The organism is Brevundimonas sp. Soil_N_31 (genome assembly GCF_057655995.1).
The window spans coordinates 37,371-53,806 of sequence record NZ_JBDGLE010000007.1 but is presented as its reverse complement, the minus strand read 5'-3'; the positions used below and the strand labels follow the sequence as shown (position 1 = coordinate 53,806).

The 16,436-nt window shown below is 71.0% G+C and carries 21 protein-coding genes; 17 read left to right on the top strand and 4 right to left on the bottom strand.

Going from position 1 to position 16,436, the window contains the following annotated elements:
* Positions 1-8 precede the first annotated feature (8 nt).
* The 10 genes from sctC to AC3A3G_RS12360 are packed head-to-tail and all read left to right on the top strand — an operon-like array spanning position 9 to position 8,182.
* Positions 9-1,928 (top strand): type III secretion system outer membrane ring subunit SctC, encoded by a 1,920-nt coding sequence (gene sctC / locus AC3A3G_RS12405; protein ID WP_487488318.1) that lies wholly within the window; start codon positions 9-11, stop codon positions 1,926-1,928.
* Between the two features lie 6 nt (positions 1,929-1,934).
* A complete protein-coding gene (locus tag AC3A3G_RS12400; RefSeq protein WP_487488317.1) occupies positions 1,935-3,092 on the top strand; it encodes a SctD/MshK family protein in 1,158 nt (385 codons plus the stop codon).
* A gap of 24 nt (positions 3,093-3,116) precedes the next feature.
* Entirely contained in the window at positions 3,117-3,425 is a 309-nt protein-coding gene (locus AC3A3G_RS12395) for a hypothetical protein (protein WP_112999251.1), read from the top strand.
* A gap of 26 nt (positions 3,426-3,451) precedes the next feature.
* Positions 3,452-3,850 carry a hypothetical protein gene (locus AC3A3G_RS12390; protein ID WP_200167791.1) on the top strand — a complete coding sequence of 133 codons (399 nt, stop codon included), beginning with the start codon at positions 3,452-3,454 and terminating at the stop codon, positions 3,848-3,850.
* Positions 3,851-3,861: 11 nt separating this feature from the next.
* Positions 3,862-4,584, top strand: coding sequence for a type III secretion system inner membrane ring lipoprotein SctJ (gene sctJ / locus AC3A3G_RS12385; protein ID WP_003164555.1), 723 nt, complete (start codon positions 3,862-3,864; stop codon positions 4,582-4,584).
* Positions 4,581-5,117: a hypothetical protein gene (locus AC3A3G_RS12380; RefSeq protein WP_200167792.1), complete on the top strand. Its 537-nt coding sequence runs from the start codon at positions 4,581-4,583 to the stop codon at positions 5,115-5,117. The genes sctJ and AC3A3G_RS12380 overlap by 4 nt, the downstream gene beginning before the upstream one ends.
* Positions 5,114-5,725 (top strand): FliH/SctL family protein, encoded by a 612-nt coding sequence (locus tag AC3A3G_RS12375; RefSeq protein ID WP_487488316.1) that lies wholly within the window; start codon positions 5,114-5,116, stop codon positions 5,723-5,725. The genes AC3A3G_RS12380 and AC3A3G_RS12375 overlap by 4 nt, the downstream gene beginning before the upstream one ends.
* Positions 5,722-7,041 carry a FliI/YscN family ATPase gene (locus AC3A3G_RS12370; protein ID WP_487488315.1) on the top strand — a complete coding sequence of 440 codons (1,320 nt, stop codon included), beginning with the start codon at positions 5,722-5,724 and terminating at the stop codon, positions 7,039-7,041. The genes AC3A3G_RS12375 and AC3A3G_RS12370 overlap by 4 nt, the downstream gene beginning before the upstream one ends.
* Entirely contained in the window at positions 7,038-7,535 is a 498-nt protein-coding gene (locus tag AC3A3G_RS12365) for a hypothetical protein (RefSeq protein ID WP_487488314.1), read from the top strand. Before AC3A3G_RS12370 ends, AC3A3G_RS12365 begins: the two co-directional genes overlap by 4 nt.
* Complete coding sequence (locus AC3A3G_RS12360) at positions 7,535-8,182, top strand: hypothetical protein (protein ID WP_487488313.1); 648 nt, start codon at positions 7,535-7,537, stop codon at positions 8,180-8,182. The genes AC3A3G_RS12365 and AC3A3G_RS12360 overlap by 1 nt, the downstream gene beginning before the upstream one ends.
* Before the next feature lie 9 nt (positions 8,183-8,191).
* On the opposite strand, the gene AC3A3G_RS12355 is transcribed toward AC3A3G_RS12360, so the two are convergent.
* Both AC3A3G_RS12355 and AC3A3G_RS12350 read right to left on the bottom strand, forming a co-directional pair.
* On the bottom strand, positions 8,192-8,854 hold the full coding sequence (locus AC3A3G_RS12355; RefSeq protein ID WP_487488312.1) for a hypothetical protein: 663 nt from the start codon (positions 8,852-8,854) through the stop codon (positions 8,192-8,194).
* 18 nt (positions 8,855-8,872) lie between these two features.
* Complete coding sequence (locus AC3A3G_RS12350) at positions 8,873-9,115, bottom strand: hypothetical protein (protein ID WP_125901643.1); 243 nt, start codon at positions 9,113-9,115, stop codon at positions 8,873-8,875.
* A 110-nt stretch (positions 9,116-9,225) separates the two neighbouring features.
* Between AC3A3G_RS12350 and AC3A3G_RS12345 the strand changes: the two genes are divergently transcribed.
* The 7 genes from AC3A3G_RS12345 (at position 9,226) to AC3A3G_RS12315 (ending at position 14,616) form a co-directional block, all read left to right on the top strand.
* Positions 9,226-10,326, top strand: coding sequence for a sensor histidine kinase (locus AC3A3G_RS12345; RefSeq protein WP_487488311.1), 1,101 nt, complete (start codon positions 9,226-9,228; stop codon positions 10,324-10,326).
* Positions 10,323-10,982: a response regulator transcription factor gene (locus AC3A3G_RS12340; protein ID WP_200167799.1), complete on the top strand. Its 660-nt coding sequence runs from the start codon at positions 10,323-10,325 to the stop codon at positions 10,980-10,982. The genes AC3A3G_RS12345 and AC3A3G_RS12340 overlap by 4 nt, the downstream gene beginning before the upstream one ends.
* On the top strand, positions 10,979-11,956 hold the full coding sequence (locus AC3A3G_RS12335; RefSeq protein WP_487488310.1) for a FliM/FliN family flagellar motor switch protein: 978 nt from the start codon (positions 10,979-10,981) through the stop codon (positions 11,954-11,956). Before AC3A3G_RS12340 ends, AC3A3G_RS12335 begins: the two co-directional genes overlap by 4 nt.
* Before the next feature lies 1 nt (position 11,957).
* A complete protein-coding gene (gene sctR / locus AC3A3G_RS12330; RefSeq protein ID WP_003164548.1) occupies positions 11,958-12,617 on the top strand; it encodes a type III secretion system export apparatus subunit SctR in 660 nt (219 codons plus the stop codon).
* 11 nt (positions 12,618-12,628) lie between these two features.
* A complete protein-coding gene (gene sctS / locus AC3A3G_RS12325) occupies positions 12,629-12,901 on the top strand; it encodes a type III secretion system export apparatus subunit SctS (protein WP_003164547.1) in 273 nt (90 codons plus the stop codon).
* Complete coding sequence (sctT, locus tag AC3A3G_RS12320; RefSeq protein ID WP_487488309.1) at positions 12,902-13,699, top strand: type III secretion system export apparatus subunit SctT; 798 nt, start codon at positions 12,902-12,904, stop codon at positions 13,697-13,699.
* Between the two features lie 98 nt (positions 13,700-13,797).
* The gene (locus AC3A3G_RS12315) at positions 13,798-14,616 is read left to right on the top strand and encodes a DUF1521 domain-containing protein (protein WP_200167802.1); all 819 of its coding nucleotides are present in this window, start codon (positions 13,798-13,800) and stop codon (positions 14,614-14,616) included.
* A 78-nt stretch (positions 14,617-14,694) separates the two neighbouring features.
* Here AC3A3G_RS12315 and AC3A3G_RS12310 read toward each other — a convergent pair whose 3' ends face one another.
* A complete protein-coding gene (locus AC3A3G_RS12310) occupies positions 14,695-15,213 on the bottom strand; it encodes a hypothetical protein (RefSeq protein ID WP_487488308.1) in 519 nt (172 codons plus the stop codon).
* Positions 15,214-15,217: 4 nt separating this feature from the next.
* A complete protein-coding gene (locus AC3A3G_RS12305; protein ID WP_487488307.1) occupies positions 15,218-16,312 on the bottom strand; it encodes a LysM peptidoglycan-binding domain-containing protein in 1,095 nt (364 codons plus the stop codon).
* Positions 16,313-16,436: the final 124 nt, after the last annotated feature.

The window sequence follows — 16,436 nt, the reverse complement described above, 5'->3', positions numbered from 1 at the left end:
GACCCTGCATGACGATCAAGACGCCGACCGCCCGCAAGAGCTTCAAGACCGCCCTCCTGGCCATGGCCTCCCTGGCCACGCTGCTCGGCCTGTCCGCGCCCGCTGCGGCGGGCGACCCTCCGATCGGCAACCAGACCCTGCAGATCGCCCCGCGCGAGCAGCCGGTGGGTCAATTCCTGCAAAGCTTCTTCGGCCAACTAGGCGTGCCGGTCATCATCAGCCCCAACCTGCGCGGCACGGTGAACGGCGCCTTCAGCGGCCCGGCTTCGACCATCTTCAGCCAGGTGGCCGACGCCTTCGACCTGGTGGCCTATTACGACGGCGGGGCGGTCTACATCTATCAGACCTCCGAACTGACCAGCCAATCGATCCCCGCCTCGCCGCAGATGCTGCGCCGCGTGCGCGCCACGGCGCAGGAAATGGGCCTGCTGGACAGCCGCAACACCCTGCAGCCCGCCGGGCAGATGCTGGTCGCCAACGGCACCCGCCGCTTCATCCAGCAGATCGACGAGATCGCCCGCGCCGGGCCCGGCGCTCGGGCCGAAGCCGCCCAGCCGACCTATGAGTACCGCGTCTTCACCCTGCGCTACGCCTGGGCCGAGGACGTGACCTTCGAGACGGCCCAGAGCGAAGTCACCATTCCGGGCGTCGCCTCCATCCTGCGCGCCATGGTCAGCAACGACCCGAACGGCGCCGTCGCCCGGCGCATCGAGACCCGCCGCTCGCCGCGCGTCGGGGGCCTGCGCGGTCAGGGTCTGGCCTCGCAAGGCGCGGCGCAGAACGGCCTGATGGACGCCAGCTATGTCGACGGGGGCTTCACCCCGACGCCGGACACGCTGGGCCTGGCGCTGGCCGACGAACAGATGGCGGGCGGCGCGCCGGTCCAGCACGCGCGCATCCAGGCCGACACGCGCCTGAACGCCGTCATCGTGCGCGACACGGCCGACCGCATGGGGGCCTATGAGGCGCTGATCGCCGCCCTGGACAAGGAGCCGCAGCTTCTCGAAATTCAGGCCACCATCATCGACATCGACACCACCCGTGCGCGTCAGCTGGGCATCAGCTGGCGCTTCGACGACGGACGCGGCGGCATCCTGTTCGGCGACGGCACGCGCAACGACGACCGCCTACGCCGGGGCCAGGACATCACCCCGCGCAACAACGGCCTGGCCATCTCGACCATCATCGGCAACGGCGACTACTTCGTCTCGCGCATCACGGCGATGGAGGATGAAGGCGTCGCCCGCATCGTCTCGCGGCCGCAGATCGTCACCCTGTCGAACGTCCAGGCCCTGTTCGAGAACACCCGCAGCTTCTACGTCGGCCTGGAAGGCGAGCGGGACGTCGACCTCTACAACGTCACCGCCGGGACCACGCTGAAGGTCACGCCGCACGTCCTGCGCGACCAGAACCAGACCCGCATCCGGATGCAGATCCAGATCGAGGACGGCTCCCTGACCGACGCCGACGTCGACGACATTCCGGTCGTGCAGCGCGCGGCCCTGAACACCCAGGCCATGATCCTGGAAGGCCAGAGCCTGCTGCTGGGCGGCATGGTGGTGCAGCAGGACGTCAACGCCGTGACCAAGGTGCCGGTGCTGGGCGACATCCCGGCGGTGGGCCTGCTGTTCCGTCGCTCGGAGCGTTCGACGGGCCGGATCGAGCGCCTGTTCCTGATCACGCCGCGCCTGGCCTCCATCGGCGAGGAGGCGCCCGCGCCGCGCCTGGACTTCGGCGCCGTTCCCGGCTCGCCCGAGACCCAGCCCCTGCCCGCCGCCCCGGCCCTGCCCAAAGGCGGATCGCGCATGGGCTTCAATCAGGGGTCGGCGCCGAACGACCCCCTGCCCGCCCCGGCCGCCACGCCGGTCGTCGCCGTGCGCGAGGCGCCGCCGCCCGGCTTCACCCCCTATGAACCGGCCAAGGACTGATCCGCCATGCCTGCCGACGCCGTCGCCGCACCCGAGATCGAAAGCCTGGTCCTTCGCGTCCTGGCTGGACGCGTGCGCGGCGCCTCGGCGCCGTTGGAGCGGGGCCGCGTCATCGCCGTGGGCCATGACCTCGACGCCGACATCGTCCTGCGCGACGCCAGCGCCGAGGGGGTGCGGCTGACGCTGAAGGCGCGGGCGGACGCCGCCGATCTGGAGCTGACGTCCGGCGCCGTGACCTTGCTGGGGCATGAACTGACCGCCCCGGCCCAGGCCATCCTGCCCCTCTATCTGCCGCTGCTGATCGGCGACAACGCCGTCGCCATCGGCGAGGCCGAAAGCCCGCGCTGGAGCGAGGCCGAACGCATCCTGGCCGCCGCCCGCCCCTTGCCGGACGACGACGGCGAAGAGGACGACGCCCCGGCTGGCGACGGCCGCAACTGGCAATATCTGCTGAACAACACCAACGCCCTGGTGTCGCGCTCGGCCAAGTTCGTTCCGGTTCTGCTGATCGCCGTCATCACCGTCTCGGCCCTGTTCGCCATCAGCACGGGCGTCCCAGCCTGGCCCAAGTCGCAGCCCAAGCCCGCCAAGGTCCAGGCCGTCCTGTCGGAAGAAGGCTTCGACAAGCTGGTCGTCACCAAGACCGAGGCGGGCGATCTGCGCATCGAGGGAATGCTGGCTTCGGACGCCGAGCGCGTGCGCCTGCAACGCATCCTGGCCGCCCGCGAATGGCGCCCCCGCCTGGAGCTTCAGACCCACGACGGCATCGCCCGTCAGGTGGAGGAGCTCTACCTCGCCAACGGGGTGAAGGCGGCCGCGCGCTCGGTCGGCGCGGGCATGGTGCGCCTGGACGTCACCGGCAGCGACCCGGACGAGGCCGCCCGCCTGGAGCGTCTGGCCATGGGAGAGATCAAGGGCCTGCGCCGCATCGACGTCAGCATGCTGCCCGGCGCCGACGAGGGCGGCCGCTTCGAAGACATTCAGCAGGGCGGCGGCAAGCGCGTGGTGTCGGTGATCGGCGGCGAGCGCGGCCACGTCACCACCGCCGACGGCGCCCGCTACTTCCCCGGCGCCGTCCTGCCGACCGGCCACCGCATCGTCTCGATCGAGGACACCCGCGTCCTGGTCGAGCGCAACGGCTCCCGTTCCGAACTCAACTTCTGACCCCAGCCCAAAAGGAGAATACCCATGTCATCCCAAAGTCTGAACGGCCTCGGCATGCTGGCCGTCTCGCCCGGCCTGAACAGCGAGCGCGACAAGGCTCGCCCCGGCTCCTGGTTCGAGGCGATGGCCCATTCCTGGGGCCAGACCCTGGACGCCCAGGCCGGCCGCATCGTCGAACTGTCCGAGCAGATCGGACCGGGCGGCGAGGACAAGCCCTCGACCATGGCCATGCTGACCGCCGAGTCGATGCGCATGAACTTCATGGCCAACTCCTCCTCCACCTCGACCGACTCCGTCGGCAAGGCGCTGGAGACCATGGCTCGCAAGAACTGAGCCCTTCATTCCAACAGGAGGGGCCCATGTCCTTCGAAGCCTCGGCCGCCGCAGCGGCCATGCCGCCCGAAATGCTGCAACCCCAGACGCAGCAGATCGACGTCGCCTACAACGCCACCCTCAGTCAGGCTGTGCAGTTCCAGAACCTGCTGCACGTCACGCCCCTGTCGGCTCCGGCCGCCCCGGCCGAGCCCAACGGCGTCATGAAGACCATGATGGGCGCCCTGGAGCAGGTGAACGGTCAGGCCTCGGACCTCGCCGCCTTGGCCCAGGCCGCCGAAGGCAAGGCCGGCGGCATGACGCCGGGCGAGATGGTCATGATGACCGTCCGCGCGCACGAGTTCATGTTCAACTGCCAGCTCACCTCCAACATGGCCAACCGCACCTCGGACGGCCTGCAGCAGCTGTTCCGGCAACAGTCCTGAGGGAGGCGGTCATGCGAATCCGATCGCTCGCCGCCCTCGCGGGCGCCGCCCTTCTGCTCGCCGCCTGCGGCCAGCAGGAGCTTTACGGCGGCCTGACGGAACGCGACGCCAATGAGATGGTCGCCGTACTCAAGGCTCAGGGGCTGGACGCCTCCAAGACCCGCGACGGCGACAACTGGGTGCTGAAGGCGGATCGCGGCGACTTCTCCCGCGCGGTCGCCCTGCTGCACGACCGGGGCTATCCGCGCCAGAACTTCGCCAGCATGGGCGAGGTCTTCCAGAAAGAGGGCTTCGTCTCCTCGCCGATGGAGCAGCGCATGCGCATGATGTACGCGCTGCAGCAGGAGCTGGGTCAGACCATCTCCTCCATCGACGGGGTGGTGCAGGCGCGCGTTCACATCGCCGTGCCGGAAAGCGATCCCCTGGCGCAGGAGAAGCCGCCCTCCTCCGCCTCGGTCTTCATCAAGCATCGGCCCGACTACGACATCTCGGCCCAGACCGGTTCGATCAAGGCCCTGGTGGTCAACTCGATCGAGGGCCTGCCTTACGACAAGGTCACGGTCGTCGCCTTCCCGGCGTCCGAAGTCCTGACCCAGCCGCAGGCGCCGGCCGTCACCCAGCTCAGCCTGCCGCTGGGCGTTCTGATCCTGGGCGCGGCGGGACTGGGCATCTACGGCCTCTATCGGCGACCCAAGCCGCGCGCCAAGGCAGACGCCAAGCGAGGCGAGGCTTGACGCCGGACGCCGCCAGGACCGAACGCGCCGCCCTGTGGCGCCGGGCCCGCGCCCTCGACGGCGCGGATGACGCCGCGCGCTCGCCGCGCGCCCGCGTCCTGGCCCGCCGACTGACGCCGCCGCGCGCGCCGGTGGACTACGCCGCCATCCTGAAGGCGCCCGCCTGGTCGGCCCTGCCGCTGAACGCGCGCCGCCGGCTGGCCGCCACCTGCGGCGCCGTGCTGCTGGCCGAGCGGCTGGCGGCCAGCATCGACGGACGGATGCTCGGCGTCGTCGGACGCCGCATCGGCGAGGGCGCGCTGGACGCCGTCCTGGCCCTACCGCCCGCCCAACGGCCCGAGACGCCGCCGGTCGGCGCGCTGGACGCCGAAGCGCTGGAAGGCCTGGGCGCCGCCGCCCTGCTGGCCGGTCTGTCAGGCGAGACGGCCCGGCGCCTGGCCGACGGCCTGGCCCCGCCCCTGCTGCGCCTCGACGCCGAGCAGGCCCAGGCCGCGCGCCGCCTGGCCCTGACCCTTTGCGGGATCGCCGCATGAGTTTTCACCTGATCGCCGCCGCGCCCGACGCAGCCCTGATGACCGACCGCCCCGTCATTCGCCGCGAGGAGCGCGCCGTCGTCGAAACTGCCGTCGACCTTCTGGCCCAGGCCCAGGCGCGGCTGGCCGAAGTCGAGGCCCATCGCGCCGCCGAGGGCGAGGCGGGCCGCGCCGACGGCTACGCCGCCGGCTATGAGGCCGGGCTGACCGCCGCCGCGCGCGACGTCGCCGAACGCGCCGCCCGTCTGCACCGCGAGATGGAGGCCGAACGCGAGCGCCTGCGCGAGACCGCCGGCCGTCTGGCGCTGGACGTGGTGCGCCGCATCGCCGCCGAACTGGCGCCCGAGGCCGTGCTGGCGGCCCTGGCCGAGCGGGCGGTGAAGGATGTCCTGCCCGAGGCGCCGGTCGTGGTTCACGTCGCATCCGACGGCGTCGGCGCCGTCTCGACCCGGCTGTGGCCCATCGGCGCGGCGATCGAGGTGCGGCCCGACGACGCCCTGGCCCCCGGCGACTGCGTCATCGAGACCGCCGCCGGACGCAGCCACGCCGGACTTGAAGTCCAGCTCGCCGCCCTAGAGCGCGCCTTTGAGCGGGAGCGCGCCGCATGAGCCACGACGCCGTCGAACTGCGCCTGCACGACGCCCTGCGCCGCACCCGCACCCTGGATCGGCGCGGGCGGGTCGTTCAGGCCTTCGGCACCACGGTGCGCGCCACCGGGCTGAACGCCCGCATCGGCCAGCAGGTCGAGATCCGCGACCCTGCTGGCGGCCCTGTGGTCAAGGCCGAGGTCGTGGGCCTGAGCGACGGCGCGGCCATACTGACGCCCCTGACCAGCCTGAACGGACTCGGCCCCGAAGCCGAGGTCATCGCCGCCGACGACCGGACCGAAGTTCCCAGCGGCCCCGGCCTGCTGGGCCGGGTCATCGACGCCTTCGGCCGCCCGCTGGACGGCCTGGGCCCCATCGCGGGACCGGTCGCCCTGCGCGACGTCTATGCCGACGCGCCCAATCCGCTGGCCCGACCGCCGATCAGCGCCCTGTTCCCGACCGGCGTGCGCGCGGTCGATACGCTGCTGAGCGTCGGCGTGGGCCAAAGGGTCGGCGTCTTCGCCATGGCGGGCGGCGGCAAGTCGACCCTGATGGGAATGTTCGCCCGCCACTGCGCCGCCGACGTCAACATCATCGCCCTGATCGGCGAGCGCGGGCGCGAGGTGCGCGAGTTCCTGGACGACAGCCTGGGGCCGGAGGGCCTGGCCCGCTCGGTCGTGGTCGTAGCCACCTCAGACCGTCCGGCGATGGAGCGCGTTCGCGCCGCCCACGCCGCCACCGCCATCGCCGAAGGGTTCCGCGCCCAGGGCCTGCGCGTCATGCTGCAGATGGACTCCGTCACCCGCTTCGCCCGCGCGCTGCGCGAGATCGGCCTGTCGGTCGGCGAACCGGCCGTGCGGCGCGGCTTTCCGCCGTCCGTCTTCGCCGAACTGCCCCGGCTGTTCGAACGAGCGGGCGCAATCGAGGGCGGCTCCATCACCGCCTTCTACACCGTACTGATCGAGGACGAGGAAGGCGGCGACCCGATCGGCGAGGAGGTCCGCTCCATCCTCGACGGCCACGTCTATCTGTCGCGCAAGCTGGCGCAGGCGAACCACTATCCGGCCATCGACCCGCTGACGAGCCTGAGCCGCGTCTTCCCGCGCGTGACCTCGCCCGAGCATCAGGCGGCGGCGGGCAAGGTCCGCGCCTGGCTGGCCAAATACGCCGAGATCGAGTTCCTGCTGCAGATCGGCGAGTACAAGCCCGGCGGCGATCCCCTGGCCGATGAGGCCGTGCAGCGGATGGCCGCCCTTCGCGCCCTGTTGCAGCAGGGCGCCCATGAAGGCGTGGCGGCCGAGGCGGCCCTGGCCCAGCTGGCCGAGGCCGCGTCATGAGCGGGCGCAACCGCATCACCCTGCTGCGGCGCCTGGCCCGGCTGCGGGCGCAGAGGGTCGAGGCCGCGCGCCGCCTGGTCGCCGTCGCCCAGGACGCCCTGGCCCGAGCGCAGGCGGTGCTCATGGCGCGCGAGGAGTCCATCGCCGCCCTGGGCCGCCACATCGAGACCCTGGACGAATGGTTCGCCTCGGGCGCGGGCGGCGACGCGCGCCTGATCGAAGGCGCCCTGTCGCGACGCGGCCTGATCGCCGACCGTCGCGAGGCAGAAACAGAGGCGCGCCTTGAGGATCAGCGGGCGGTCGATGCCGCCCAGTCTGAACGGGACCAGGCTCTGCGCGCCCTGATGCGCGCCACGGCCCGCCACGACGCCGTCGACGGCCAACTGCGCCGCGCCGTGGCCCAGCGCGCCGGACGCCGGGAGGACCAGGAACAGCTCGATTTCGAGGAACGGGGCCGCCCGCGCCTGCAACTGCTTATGGGAGGCCGCGCCTGATGGCCGACGCCGTGAACAACTCCGCCCCCGCCCGGTCCGCGCCCGCCGCGCGGTCCGCCGGCCCCGCCCCCTCGGCCTGGAGCGGCGGCGCCTTCGAGGCCGCCCTGGACCAGGCCGCTGCGCGCCGCCATGCGCTCGAAGCCGGCGAGCGCCAGCCCCGCTTCGCCCGCCGCGACGAAGACGCCGAACCCGTCCGCGACCGCCCCGACGACGCGCGGCGCGAAGAGGCCAAGGCCGACGACAAGGCGGACAAGGCCGAGGGCCAATTGAACAACATCGCGGGGACGACCAGCCTGAACGCCGTCCAGGGCGGTCCCGCCGCAGCGGCGGGCTTCACCGGCGACGTCGAGGCCATGGCGTCGATGATGGAGAAGGCCTGGCTGGCGGCCCAGGCCGACGCCGCCAAGGGCATGCAGGTGCAGTTCACCGACCGGACCCTGGCCCTGGCTGGCTTCGGGGTGATGCGGCTGGCCGACGGCGGCCTGACGCTGCAACTGGCCGCCCACCAGCGGCCGACGCCCGAGCTGGAGCGCGCGCTGGAGCTGATGCGCCGTCGGCTGGAGGCGCGCGGCGTGGCCGTGTCCGAGGTGCGCGTCGCCCCCGCCGATCCCGACAGCGAGCATCGCCCGCCGGACGGGGTGCGGTGAGCCATGATCTCAGCGCGGCGTGAAATCCCAGCGGCCTTGGTCGCGATCGGCGCGGGCGGCGTCCAGCACGACGCGTGCCGTCTCGGCCGGTGCGCGACCCGCCGCCAGCCCCTCGGCGGTCAGCCGCACCAGGCGGCGGCTCTGGCGATTGTGCAACCCCTCGGTCGGGCTGTCGGCGTCCGCCGCCAGCTTTCCGGCATAGAGGCGCGCCGCCTCGGGCGAAGTCTGGATCAGGGTCAGGACCAGGGCGGCCGCGCGCTCGAACGCCTCGTCCTCCAGCGGCTGACCCACCACGTCGCGGGTCAACCAGACGCACAGGAATTCCAGCGGCCCCACGCTGCGGGCGTTGGTCATCAACCCCCCGCCGGGACCGGAAAGGCCCGAAAAGGCGGCCGCGCCCCAGGCCGGCAGGCGCGTGGCGGGCAGACGATCTGTCGTCAGGGCGCGCGCCAAGGCGTCGGCGGCCAGCCTCCGCGCCTCCTCGTCGCCGAAGCGCGCCACGGCCGCCAGCAGCTTGACGAAGCCGGGATAGAGCGCCTCGCCCAGTCCGTCGCAGACGCGCTGCAACACGGTGACGCGCGCATCGGGCGTCGACTGGCCATTCAGCCCGTCGATCAGGGCCTGGGCCGCACCGGCCCAGTCGGGTTCAGCCTTGAGAACGAGATCGGTCACGATGACCGAGGCATAGCCTCAGCCGAAGCCGTTGTCGCGGGTTTCGGTCAGATGATCGGCGATGGCGCGGGCGGCCGCGTCCATATCCAGCCGATCCGACACCCGCACGCGCACGTCATCGCCCGCAAAGGCGGTGAAGTCGCCGAAGGCCTGGCCGCCTCGACCGTGAGCCCGCGCCTCGGCGCCCAGCGGCGTCGAGGCCGACAGATCGCGCGACCAGACGCCGGACAGGGGCGCGTTGTCGGTGCGGATCGTGGTCATGGCGGTCTCCTCGACGTGGAACGCTCCACGCTAGGCCGCCAATCTAGGCGCATCGGCGCGCCTCCGCCATGCGGGACTTCCCTAGCCGCCTGCGGCCCGGAGGCGCGCCGATGACCGCCGCCCTTCGCCCGCTCGACGCGCCGCAATGGACCGACGCCGCCCTGTCGGCGCTGAACATCTGCGCCGCCGCCTTCGACGCGCGCGGCCTGACATGGCGTTCCCCCGCTTTCGCCGTCGCCTTCCCCGAATGGCGCGAGGGCGAGATCCTGCCGGTCGTCGAGGCCCGCCTGCCCGGCCTGACCGAGGCGATCGCGGCGGCGCGGCGCGAGGGCGCCTCGGACGCCCTGATCGTCCAGCCGGGCGGCCGCCGGGTGCATGACGCGCGCCTGGCCCTGTCCGATGGCCTGGTCTTCCTGGATCTGTCCGACGCCGCCGAGCGTCAGGAGGCCCAGCAGCGCCACCTGGCCGACCGCGAGGAGCTGCTGACCACCTCGCGCGTGCTGTCGGTAGGCGAGATGGCCACCATGATCGCCCATGAGCTGAACCAGCCGATCGGCTCCATCGCCAACATCCTGCGCGGGCTGAAGGCGCGGCTGCAGCGCGGCGCCCTGACGGTCGAAACCGGCGCCGAGGCCCTGGACCGCGCGACCGAACAGGCCCTCTACGCCTCGGGCGTGATCCAGCGCGTCCGCACCTTCGTCGATCAACGCCAGCCCCAGGTGCAGCGGCTGGACCTGGCCCGCCTGGCTCGCAACACCCTGGACCTGCTGGACTGGGAGATCACCCGCGACCGGGTGACGGCGCGCGCCGCCACGCCGCCGGACCTGCCCGCCGTTCTGGGCGATCCGGTCATGATCCAGCAGGTGCTGGTCAATCTGGCGCGCAACGCCCTGGACGCCATGCGCGGCGTCGACCTGCCCCGGCGCGAACTGACCATAGAGGCGCGCCACAGCCTGGACGCGCGCCAGATCGAGCTGACCCTGACCGACACCGGGCCGGGCGTGCCGGAAGAGGCGTCCGCCCGCGTCTTCTCGCCCTTCTTCAGCACCCGCAGCGGCGGCATGGGCGTCGGCCTGGGCATCTGCCGCTCGATCATCGAACTGCATCGCGGCCGCCTGTGGTTCACGCCCGGCGAGACGGGCGGCAGCGTCTTTCACATCGCCCTGCCGCTGGCCGCGGCCGAAACCCCGACCGAGGAGGCCCGCCCATGAGCGCCGTCGCAACGCCGGCAGAAGGACCGTCCGGCCGCATCTGCCTGGTCGACGACCACGCCGAGTTCCGCCAGTCCGCCGCCTGGTGGCTGGAAAGCCTGGGCTATGAGGTCGAGTGCTGGGAAGAGCCCGCCGCCTTCCTGGAGGCCATGGTCGAGCGCCCGGCCGAACCCGCCTGCTTCCTGCTGGACGTGCGGATGCCGGGGATGTCGGGGCTGGAGCTGATGGAGGCGGCGCGTGAGCGCGGGCTGGATCAGCCGGTGATCTTCATGACCGGCCACGGCGACGTGCCCCTGGCGGTCGAGGCCATGCGGCGCGGCGCCGTCACCTTCCTGGAGAAGCCCTTTCAGGAGAAGGCGCTGGAAGAGGCCATCGCCCTGGCCTTCCGCACGACGCCATCAGAAACAGAAGATGAAACAACCGCTTCTCCGCTGTCCCTCGCCTATCAGGAAAGGTTGGCTCGCCTGACCGCGCGCGAACGCGAGGTCATGGATCTGGTCGTCGCCGGTTCCTACAACAAGGTCATCGCCTATGACCTGGGCATCAGCCCCAAGACGGTCGAACTGCACCGCGCTCGCATCATGACCAAGATGGAGGCGCCGACCCTGACCCATCTGGTCCGCATGGCGGTGTCCGGCCAGGTCGAGGAGGCGTGAGCGTGGCCCTGGACGCCCTGCCCCCCTCGCTCGCGCCCGCGCGCCCGCCCCGGCTGGACGAGCCGACCGTGCGCGCCCGCGCCGCCGTCGTCGCCGCCCTGGACGGCCTGACGCTGGACGGACTGCGCGTCAGCGTTCTGATCCCCGATCACGACGAGGCCTTCGTCGGCGAACAGGTCGCCTTCGCCACACCGAACGGCCCCGTCCGCGTCGCGCCCCTTATGATCGATGGCGCTGCCTTCGAGAACGGCGACCACGCCGCCCTGCTGGCCGCCGTCTCAACGCTGGAGCCGCTGCTAGCGGCGCTGGAAGACGCAGGCGCCGAGGCGCTGACGCCTGTCGGCGTGCGTTCCGACACGTTCGATGCGGCGCACGTCGAGGTCCGCCTCAGCGACGGCGAACGCACGCTGCATGAGGCTCGCCTGTCCCTGCCGCCCGCATTGGCCCTGCGCCTGCGCCGTGTCGGCGATCAGGCGTCGGGGTTGAACCTGCCCCTGCCGATCCGCCTGCTCATCGAGGGGCCGTGCCTGTCGCCCGACGATCTGTCGAGCCTGCGCGCGGGCGACCTGCTGCTGATCCCCGCTCTGGCCGGGGCCTGGTCCGCGCGTCTGTCGGTTCCCGGCGGGACGGCCGTCGGCCTGTTCGCCCCCGCATCCCGAAACTTCACCCATCAACGCAAGGAAAGCCGCATGACCGAGGCCGCCGCCCCGCCTGCCGAGAACGCGCACGGACTGACGCCGGGGGCCGATACGCCGATCGCCGTGACGGTCGATCTGGGCGAGACCGCTGCGCCGCTGAAGACGCTGACCGAACTGCGCCCCGGCGCCGTCCTGCCTCTGACCGGACTGGACGCCGAAATGCGCGTCACCCTGCGCAGCGCCGGCCAGGCCTTCGCGCGCGGCCGCCTGGTGTCCCTGGGCGAGGCCTACGCCGTGCTGATCGACGCCGTCGCCGATCCGAAGGAGGCCGTCTGACATGGACCTGTCCCAGTTCTCGCCGGGTTCGGCGCTCGTCACCGTCATCCTGCTGGCGCTCGCGCCCTTCGTGGCGGTGATGGTGACGTCCTTCACCAAGATCGTGGTGGTGCTGTCCCTGCTGCGCAACGCCCTGGGCCTGCAGCAGGTGCCGCCGAACATCGTGCTGAACGGCATGGCGCTGATCCTGACGCTCTACGTCATGTTCCCGGTCGGCCAGCGCATGGCCGAGGCCACCAACCACATGCCGCCCACCGCCGCCCTCAGCGACACCCAGCAGTTGTTCGCCTATGCCGACAGCGCCAAGGAGCCCTTGCGCGACTTCCTGATCAAGCACTCGTCCGAACGCGAGCGCGCCTTCTTCCTGCGCACCGCCCAGCGCATCTCGACGCCTGAAAAGCGCGCCGAAATCACCGCGCGCGACTTCCTGGTCGTCGTGCCCGCCTTCACCGTGTCGGAGCTGGCGACGGCGTTTCAGATCGGCTTCCTGATCTTCCTGCCCTTCCTGATCATAGACCTGGTGGTGTCCAACATATTGCTGGCGATGGGGATGATGATGCTGTCGCCGACCACCGTCTCCCTGCCGTTCAAACTGTTGCTGTTCGTGCTGATCGACGGGTGGGTGAAGCTGTCCCACGGCCTTGTGCTCAGCTACGTCTAGGAGAACGCCCCATGATGAACGCCCAGGCCATCGAGCTCGTCAATCAGGCGCTCTGGCTCGTCCTGTTCCTGTCGGCCCCGCCGATCATCGCCGCCTCCATCGTCGGCCTGATCGTGGCGGTGATCCAGTCGGCGACACAGCTTCAGGAACAGACCCTGCAATATACGGCCAAATTCTTCGCCATCGTGCTGACCCTGTTCGCCACGGCGGCGCTGATCGGCGGCTCGCTGTATCAGTTCAGCGACCGCATCTTCACCGAGTTTCCGGCCTTGGTGCGCCGCTAGGTGTTCGAGGGCCTGGACAGTCTGTTCGACAACGCCATCCTGGTGGCGGTGTCGACCACGCGGGTGGCGACGACCTTCCTGCTGATGCCGTTGCTGTCGCCGCAGACGGTGCCGGCGATGGTCCGCAACTCCATCTTCCTGGTCTTCGGCCTGGCCGTACTGACCATGCAGCCGCAAGTGGCCCAGATGACCCTGCCGACGGTCCAGTGGATCCTGCTGTTCGGCAAGGAGGCCCTGGTCGGAGTGGTCATCGGCTTCTTCTTCGCCACCATGCTGTGGGCGTTCGAGGCCGCCGGCCAGATCATCGACACCAAGGTCGGCGCCACCATGGCCCAGGTGGTGGACCCGCTCAGCGGGCATCAGACCTCGCTGAACGGCGAGTTCCTGGGGCGGCTGGCCAACTTCGTCTTCATGTTCTCGGGCGGCCTGCTGCTGCTGGTCGGCACCATCCTGGACAGCTTCGTCATCTGGCCCATCGGCAGCCTGACGCCGGCGCTGACCATGAGCAGCCTCAGCCTGTTCGAGGGCGAGTTCACGCGGCTGATGACGCTGGCCGTGCTGTTCGCCTCGCCGGTTCTAGTGGTGCTGTTCGTCACCGACGGCGCCCTGGGCCTGGTCAACCGCTATGCGCCGCAGTTGAACGTCTTCTCCCTGTCGTTGTCGATCAAGGCGTGGCTGGCGACCCTGATCATCCTGATCATGATGACCGGCCTGGTGCAGACCCTGCTGAACGAGATCATGGGCCGCCACGACACGGTTCTGGAGGTGTTGAAGGCGATGGGTCGGCGCTCGGGTTAGGAAACTAGGGTCGTCCCTGATGGGGACCGTCCCGACTGTGAAGCCCCGCCCGCGCATGGTCCGATGCCGGTCAGCAAGATCAACCTCGGGGCTGCACGATGACCAGCATCAACACCGCCTTTTCCAACGCTGTCGGGACTCTCGTGCTCGGCGCGGTCGCCGACCGCATGGCCACGGCGGCCAACTTCGCCCAGATGGGCTTCCAGTTGGGCGTCATGCTCAACGGCGCCTTCCAGCCCGCCGCCCCCGCCTTTTCGGCTTCCATGCCGCAGGACGGCAAGGCCACGGTGGACCTGGGCGACGGCTATACGCTGGAGATCAACGAGGCCAACTCCGAGTTCGTGGTGCGTGACGCTGACGGCAACGTCACCCAGATCTGGGGCGATCCGCACTTCAACTACAACGGCCGGCACGTCGGCGACTTCTGGGACACCATGACCCTGGAGCTCGAGAACGGGACCAAGATCACCGTCAACACCGAGCCCTTCGGCAACAATCCCAACGCCACCGTCACCAGCCAGCTGGTCATCACGCGCGGCGACCAGGCCATGATCATCGACGGCGTCAGCCAGAACCGGCTGGGCGACCTGAACATCAGCATGAGCAACAACGGCTACGCTGTCGACGCCGCCTATCGCGACGGCCTGACCATCCGCGAGGACGACGCCGCCGGATCGGGCTGGACCAGCGGCATCACCGGCGACGCCGTCAGCCAGGAAGACTTCAACCTGACCAAGATCGGCAACGCCGGCCTGCCCGAGGCGCTTCAGGCCTTCAGCGACGCCCTGCGCGGCGTCCTGGGCGCCTGGCTGCTGACCGGCGTGTTGAGCGGATTGGCTGAAGCCCTGGGCGGCGCCTCTGAAACCAGCGAGCCCGGCAGCCCGCGCATCGCCCTCGGCCCAACGCCGACGCGCTGAACTTAACTGCGGTTCAGCGCGGAACCCCGCGGACTTCGGTCCGCGGGGTTTGTTTTGTGTCACAGCAAGGGATCGCGCTCAGCGTCTGTCCAATGAAGCGGTCGTGGCGTCCACCATGCGGGCGAACTGTTCGACGGCGCTGTCGCGGGCGGCGGCGGGGCCTTCCTCGCGCCCCAGCCCCGCCGCCAGGGCGCGCAGCATCGGCTCGACCACGGCGGGCGCGGTCAGGTGCGGCGTCGCGCGGGCGTGATCCTGAACTGCGCGCACGAAGTCGGTCAGGGCTCGGTCGATCCGGCCCGTCTCGATCGGAGAGACGGCGCTCAGCCGCGCGGCGACCGCCTGGCCGGTCTGGGCGGCCAGCACGCGCATGTCGCCGCCGACCACCGCCCCGCCCTGCTGGCCCTGCTCGGCCCAGACCTGGGAAAGCGCCACGCCGCGATCCAGACTGTCCGCCGGATCGGGCAGGACCGCGCCGGCCAGCTCGGCCATCGCCTGAACGGCGGCGCCGACGGCCAATGCGCGGCTGTCGGCAGAAGACGCCCCGGCGGAAACCGCCGAGGCGCCGTTCGCGCCGGAGATGGCGCTGGGTTCAGTCATGCGATCAGCGGCCGTCCAGCATGTTCAGGGCGTCGCGGCGCTCGTCCTCGAACCGCTGGGCCACGCCCGCCTGAACATCGGCGCGCGAGCTGGAGAAATAGGCCAGTTCGCCGTTGCCGTCGCGACGGCCGCGCTCGTCATAGACGGCGTTGATCAGCGCCCGATCATAATCCGGGCTAGAGGCGTCGATCCCCTGGCGCTCGACCGCCGCCATGGCGCGGGTGACGACCGCCGTGTTCGGGCCGTGATGGACCGAGGTCGACCACACCACGTCCTGAAGCGCATGCGAGCGGCTGGAAACGTCCAGGCCCGCATTCTCGATCCGGGCGGACTGCACGTCGTAGTGGGTGCGCTCGATGAAGGCGTGCTGCGCGGCCTGGAAGGCTTCCGGCTCGCGCGCGGCGATGGCGCGCCAGGTGTCGGAGAAGGCGCGCGTACCCGCCGCCGCCCCGCCGAACTCATCGGCCCAGCGCGCGCCGTCGGCGGCCAGGAACTCCTGCGGCCGGTTGCGGTTCACCGCCAGCTGATAGGAGCCATAGGACACCCCGCCGGGATCGCCCGAGCCGGACGACACCGTGCCGGGCCCGCGCCCGCCGGTCTCATAGCGCGCCGACAGGGCGCCCAGGTCCGGATTGACGCCTTCCTGCGCCGTCGCGGGCGTCGCTTCAGCGGCGGGTTCGGACACCGGCGTCGCCGTCTCGGGCGCCGCGCCGTTCAGACGGATCTGCTGACCGACCTGAATCAGCGACGGATTGGCGATGCCGTTGTCCGCCGCCAGCTCGCGCCAGCTCACCCCGTATTGCTGGGCGATGCCCGACAGGGTGTCGCCCTCGCGCACCGTATGAACGGCCGCCGTCTCGACCTGCGCAGCGCCTCGCCCCTCTCCCGCGCCGACCGGCAGCGTCACGGTCTGGCCGGGATGGATCAGGTTCGGATTGGTGATCTGCCGGTTCGCCGCCAGCAGATCGCCGACACTGACGCCATAGCGTTCGGCTATCCCGGACAGGGTCTCGCCCGCCCGAACCGTGTGGGCGGGCGCGGCGTCGCGCGCTCCGGCGGCGGCGGACAGGCTGGTGGCGGAGGAAGCGGCGAGAGACATGGGTCGGCTCCAGAAGACGCGGTGATCCGTCAGGCCACTTTGGCCCCTCTTCGCGCGTCTGAAATCTGGGGCTTTCCCTAGCGGTGCTGTTCGCTGGCGCCCCGACATAGGGGATGTCCCTAGC

Excerpts from the sequence above, each read along its gene's own strand:
- sctC (WP_487488318.1), top strand. The coding sequence starts at position 9 with ATGACGATCAAGACGCCGACCGCCCGCAAGAGCTTCAAGACCGCCCTC.
- AC3A3G_RS12400 (WP_487488317.1), top strand. The coding sequence starts at position 1,935 with ATGCCTGCCGACGCCGTCGCCGCACCCGAGATCGAAAGCCTGGTCCTT.
- AC3A3G_RS12395 (WP_112999251.1), top strand. The coding sequence starts at position 3,117 with ATGTCATCCCAAAGTCTGAACGGCCTCGGCATGCTGGCCGTCTCGCCC.
- AC3A3G_RS12390 (WP_200167791.1), top strand. The coding sequence starts at position 3,452 with ATGTCCTTCGAAGCCTCGGCCGCCGCAGCGGCCATGCCGCCCGAAATG.
- sctJ (WP_003164555.1), top strand. The coding sequence starts at position 3,862 with ATGCGAATCCGATCGCTCGCCGCCCTCGCGGGCGCCGCCCTTCTGCTC.
- AC3A3G_RS12375 (WP_487488316.1), top strand. The coding sequence starts at position 5,114 with ATGAGTTTTCACCTGATCGCCGCCGCGCCCGACGCAGCCCTGATGACC.
- AC3A3G_RS12370 (WP_487488315.1), top strand. The coding sequence starts at position 5,722 with ATGAGCCACGACGCCGTCGAACTGCGCCTGCACGACGCCCTGCGCCGC.
- AC3A3G_RS12365 (WP_487488314.1), top strand. The coding sequence starts at position 7,038 with ATGAGCGGGCGCAACCGCATCACCCTGCTGCGGCGCCTGGCCCGGCTG.
- AC3A3G_RS12360 (WP_487488313.1), top strand. The coding sequence starts at position 7,535 with ATGGCCGACGCCGTGAACAACTCCGCCCCCGCCCGGTCCGCGCCCGCC.
- AC3A3G_RS12350 (WP_125901643.1), bottom strand. The coding sequence starts at position 9,115 with ATGACCACGATCCGCACCGACAACGCGCCCCTGTCCGGCGTCTGGTCG.
- AC3A3G_RS12345 (WP_487488311.1), top strand. The coding sequence starts at position 9,226 with ATGACCGCCGCCCTTCGCCCGCTCGACGCGCCGCAATGGACCGACGCC.
- AC3A3G_RS12340 (WP_200167799.1), top strand. The coding sequence starts at position 10,323 with ATGAGCGCCGTCGCAACGCCGGCAGAAGGACCGTCCGGCCGCATCTGC.
- sctR (WP_003164548.1), top strand. The coding sequence starts at position 11,958 with ATGGACCTGTCCCAGTTCTCGCCGGGTTCGGCGCTCGTCACCGTCATC.
- sctS (WP_003164547.1), top strand. The coding sequence starts at position 12,629 with ATGATGAACGCCCAGGCCATCGAGCTCGTCAATCAGGCGCTCTGGCTC.
- AC3A3G_RS12315 (WP_200167802.1), top strand. The coding sequence starts at position 13,798 with ATGACCAGCATCAACACCGCCTTTTCCAACGCTGTCGGGACTCTCGTG.
- AC3A3G_RS12310 (WP_487488308.1), bottom strand. The coding sequence starts at position 15,213 with ATGACTGAACCCAGCGCCATCTCCGGCGCGAACGGCGCCTCGGCGGTT.
- AC3A3G_RS12305 (WP_487488307.1), bottom strand. The coding sequence starts at position 16,312 with ATGTCTCTCGCCGCTTCCTCCGCCACCAGCCTGTCCGCCGCCGCCGGA.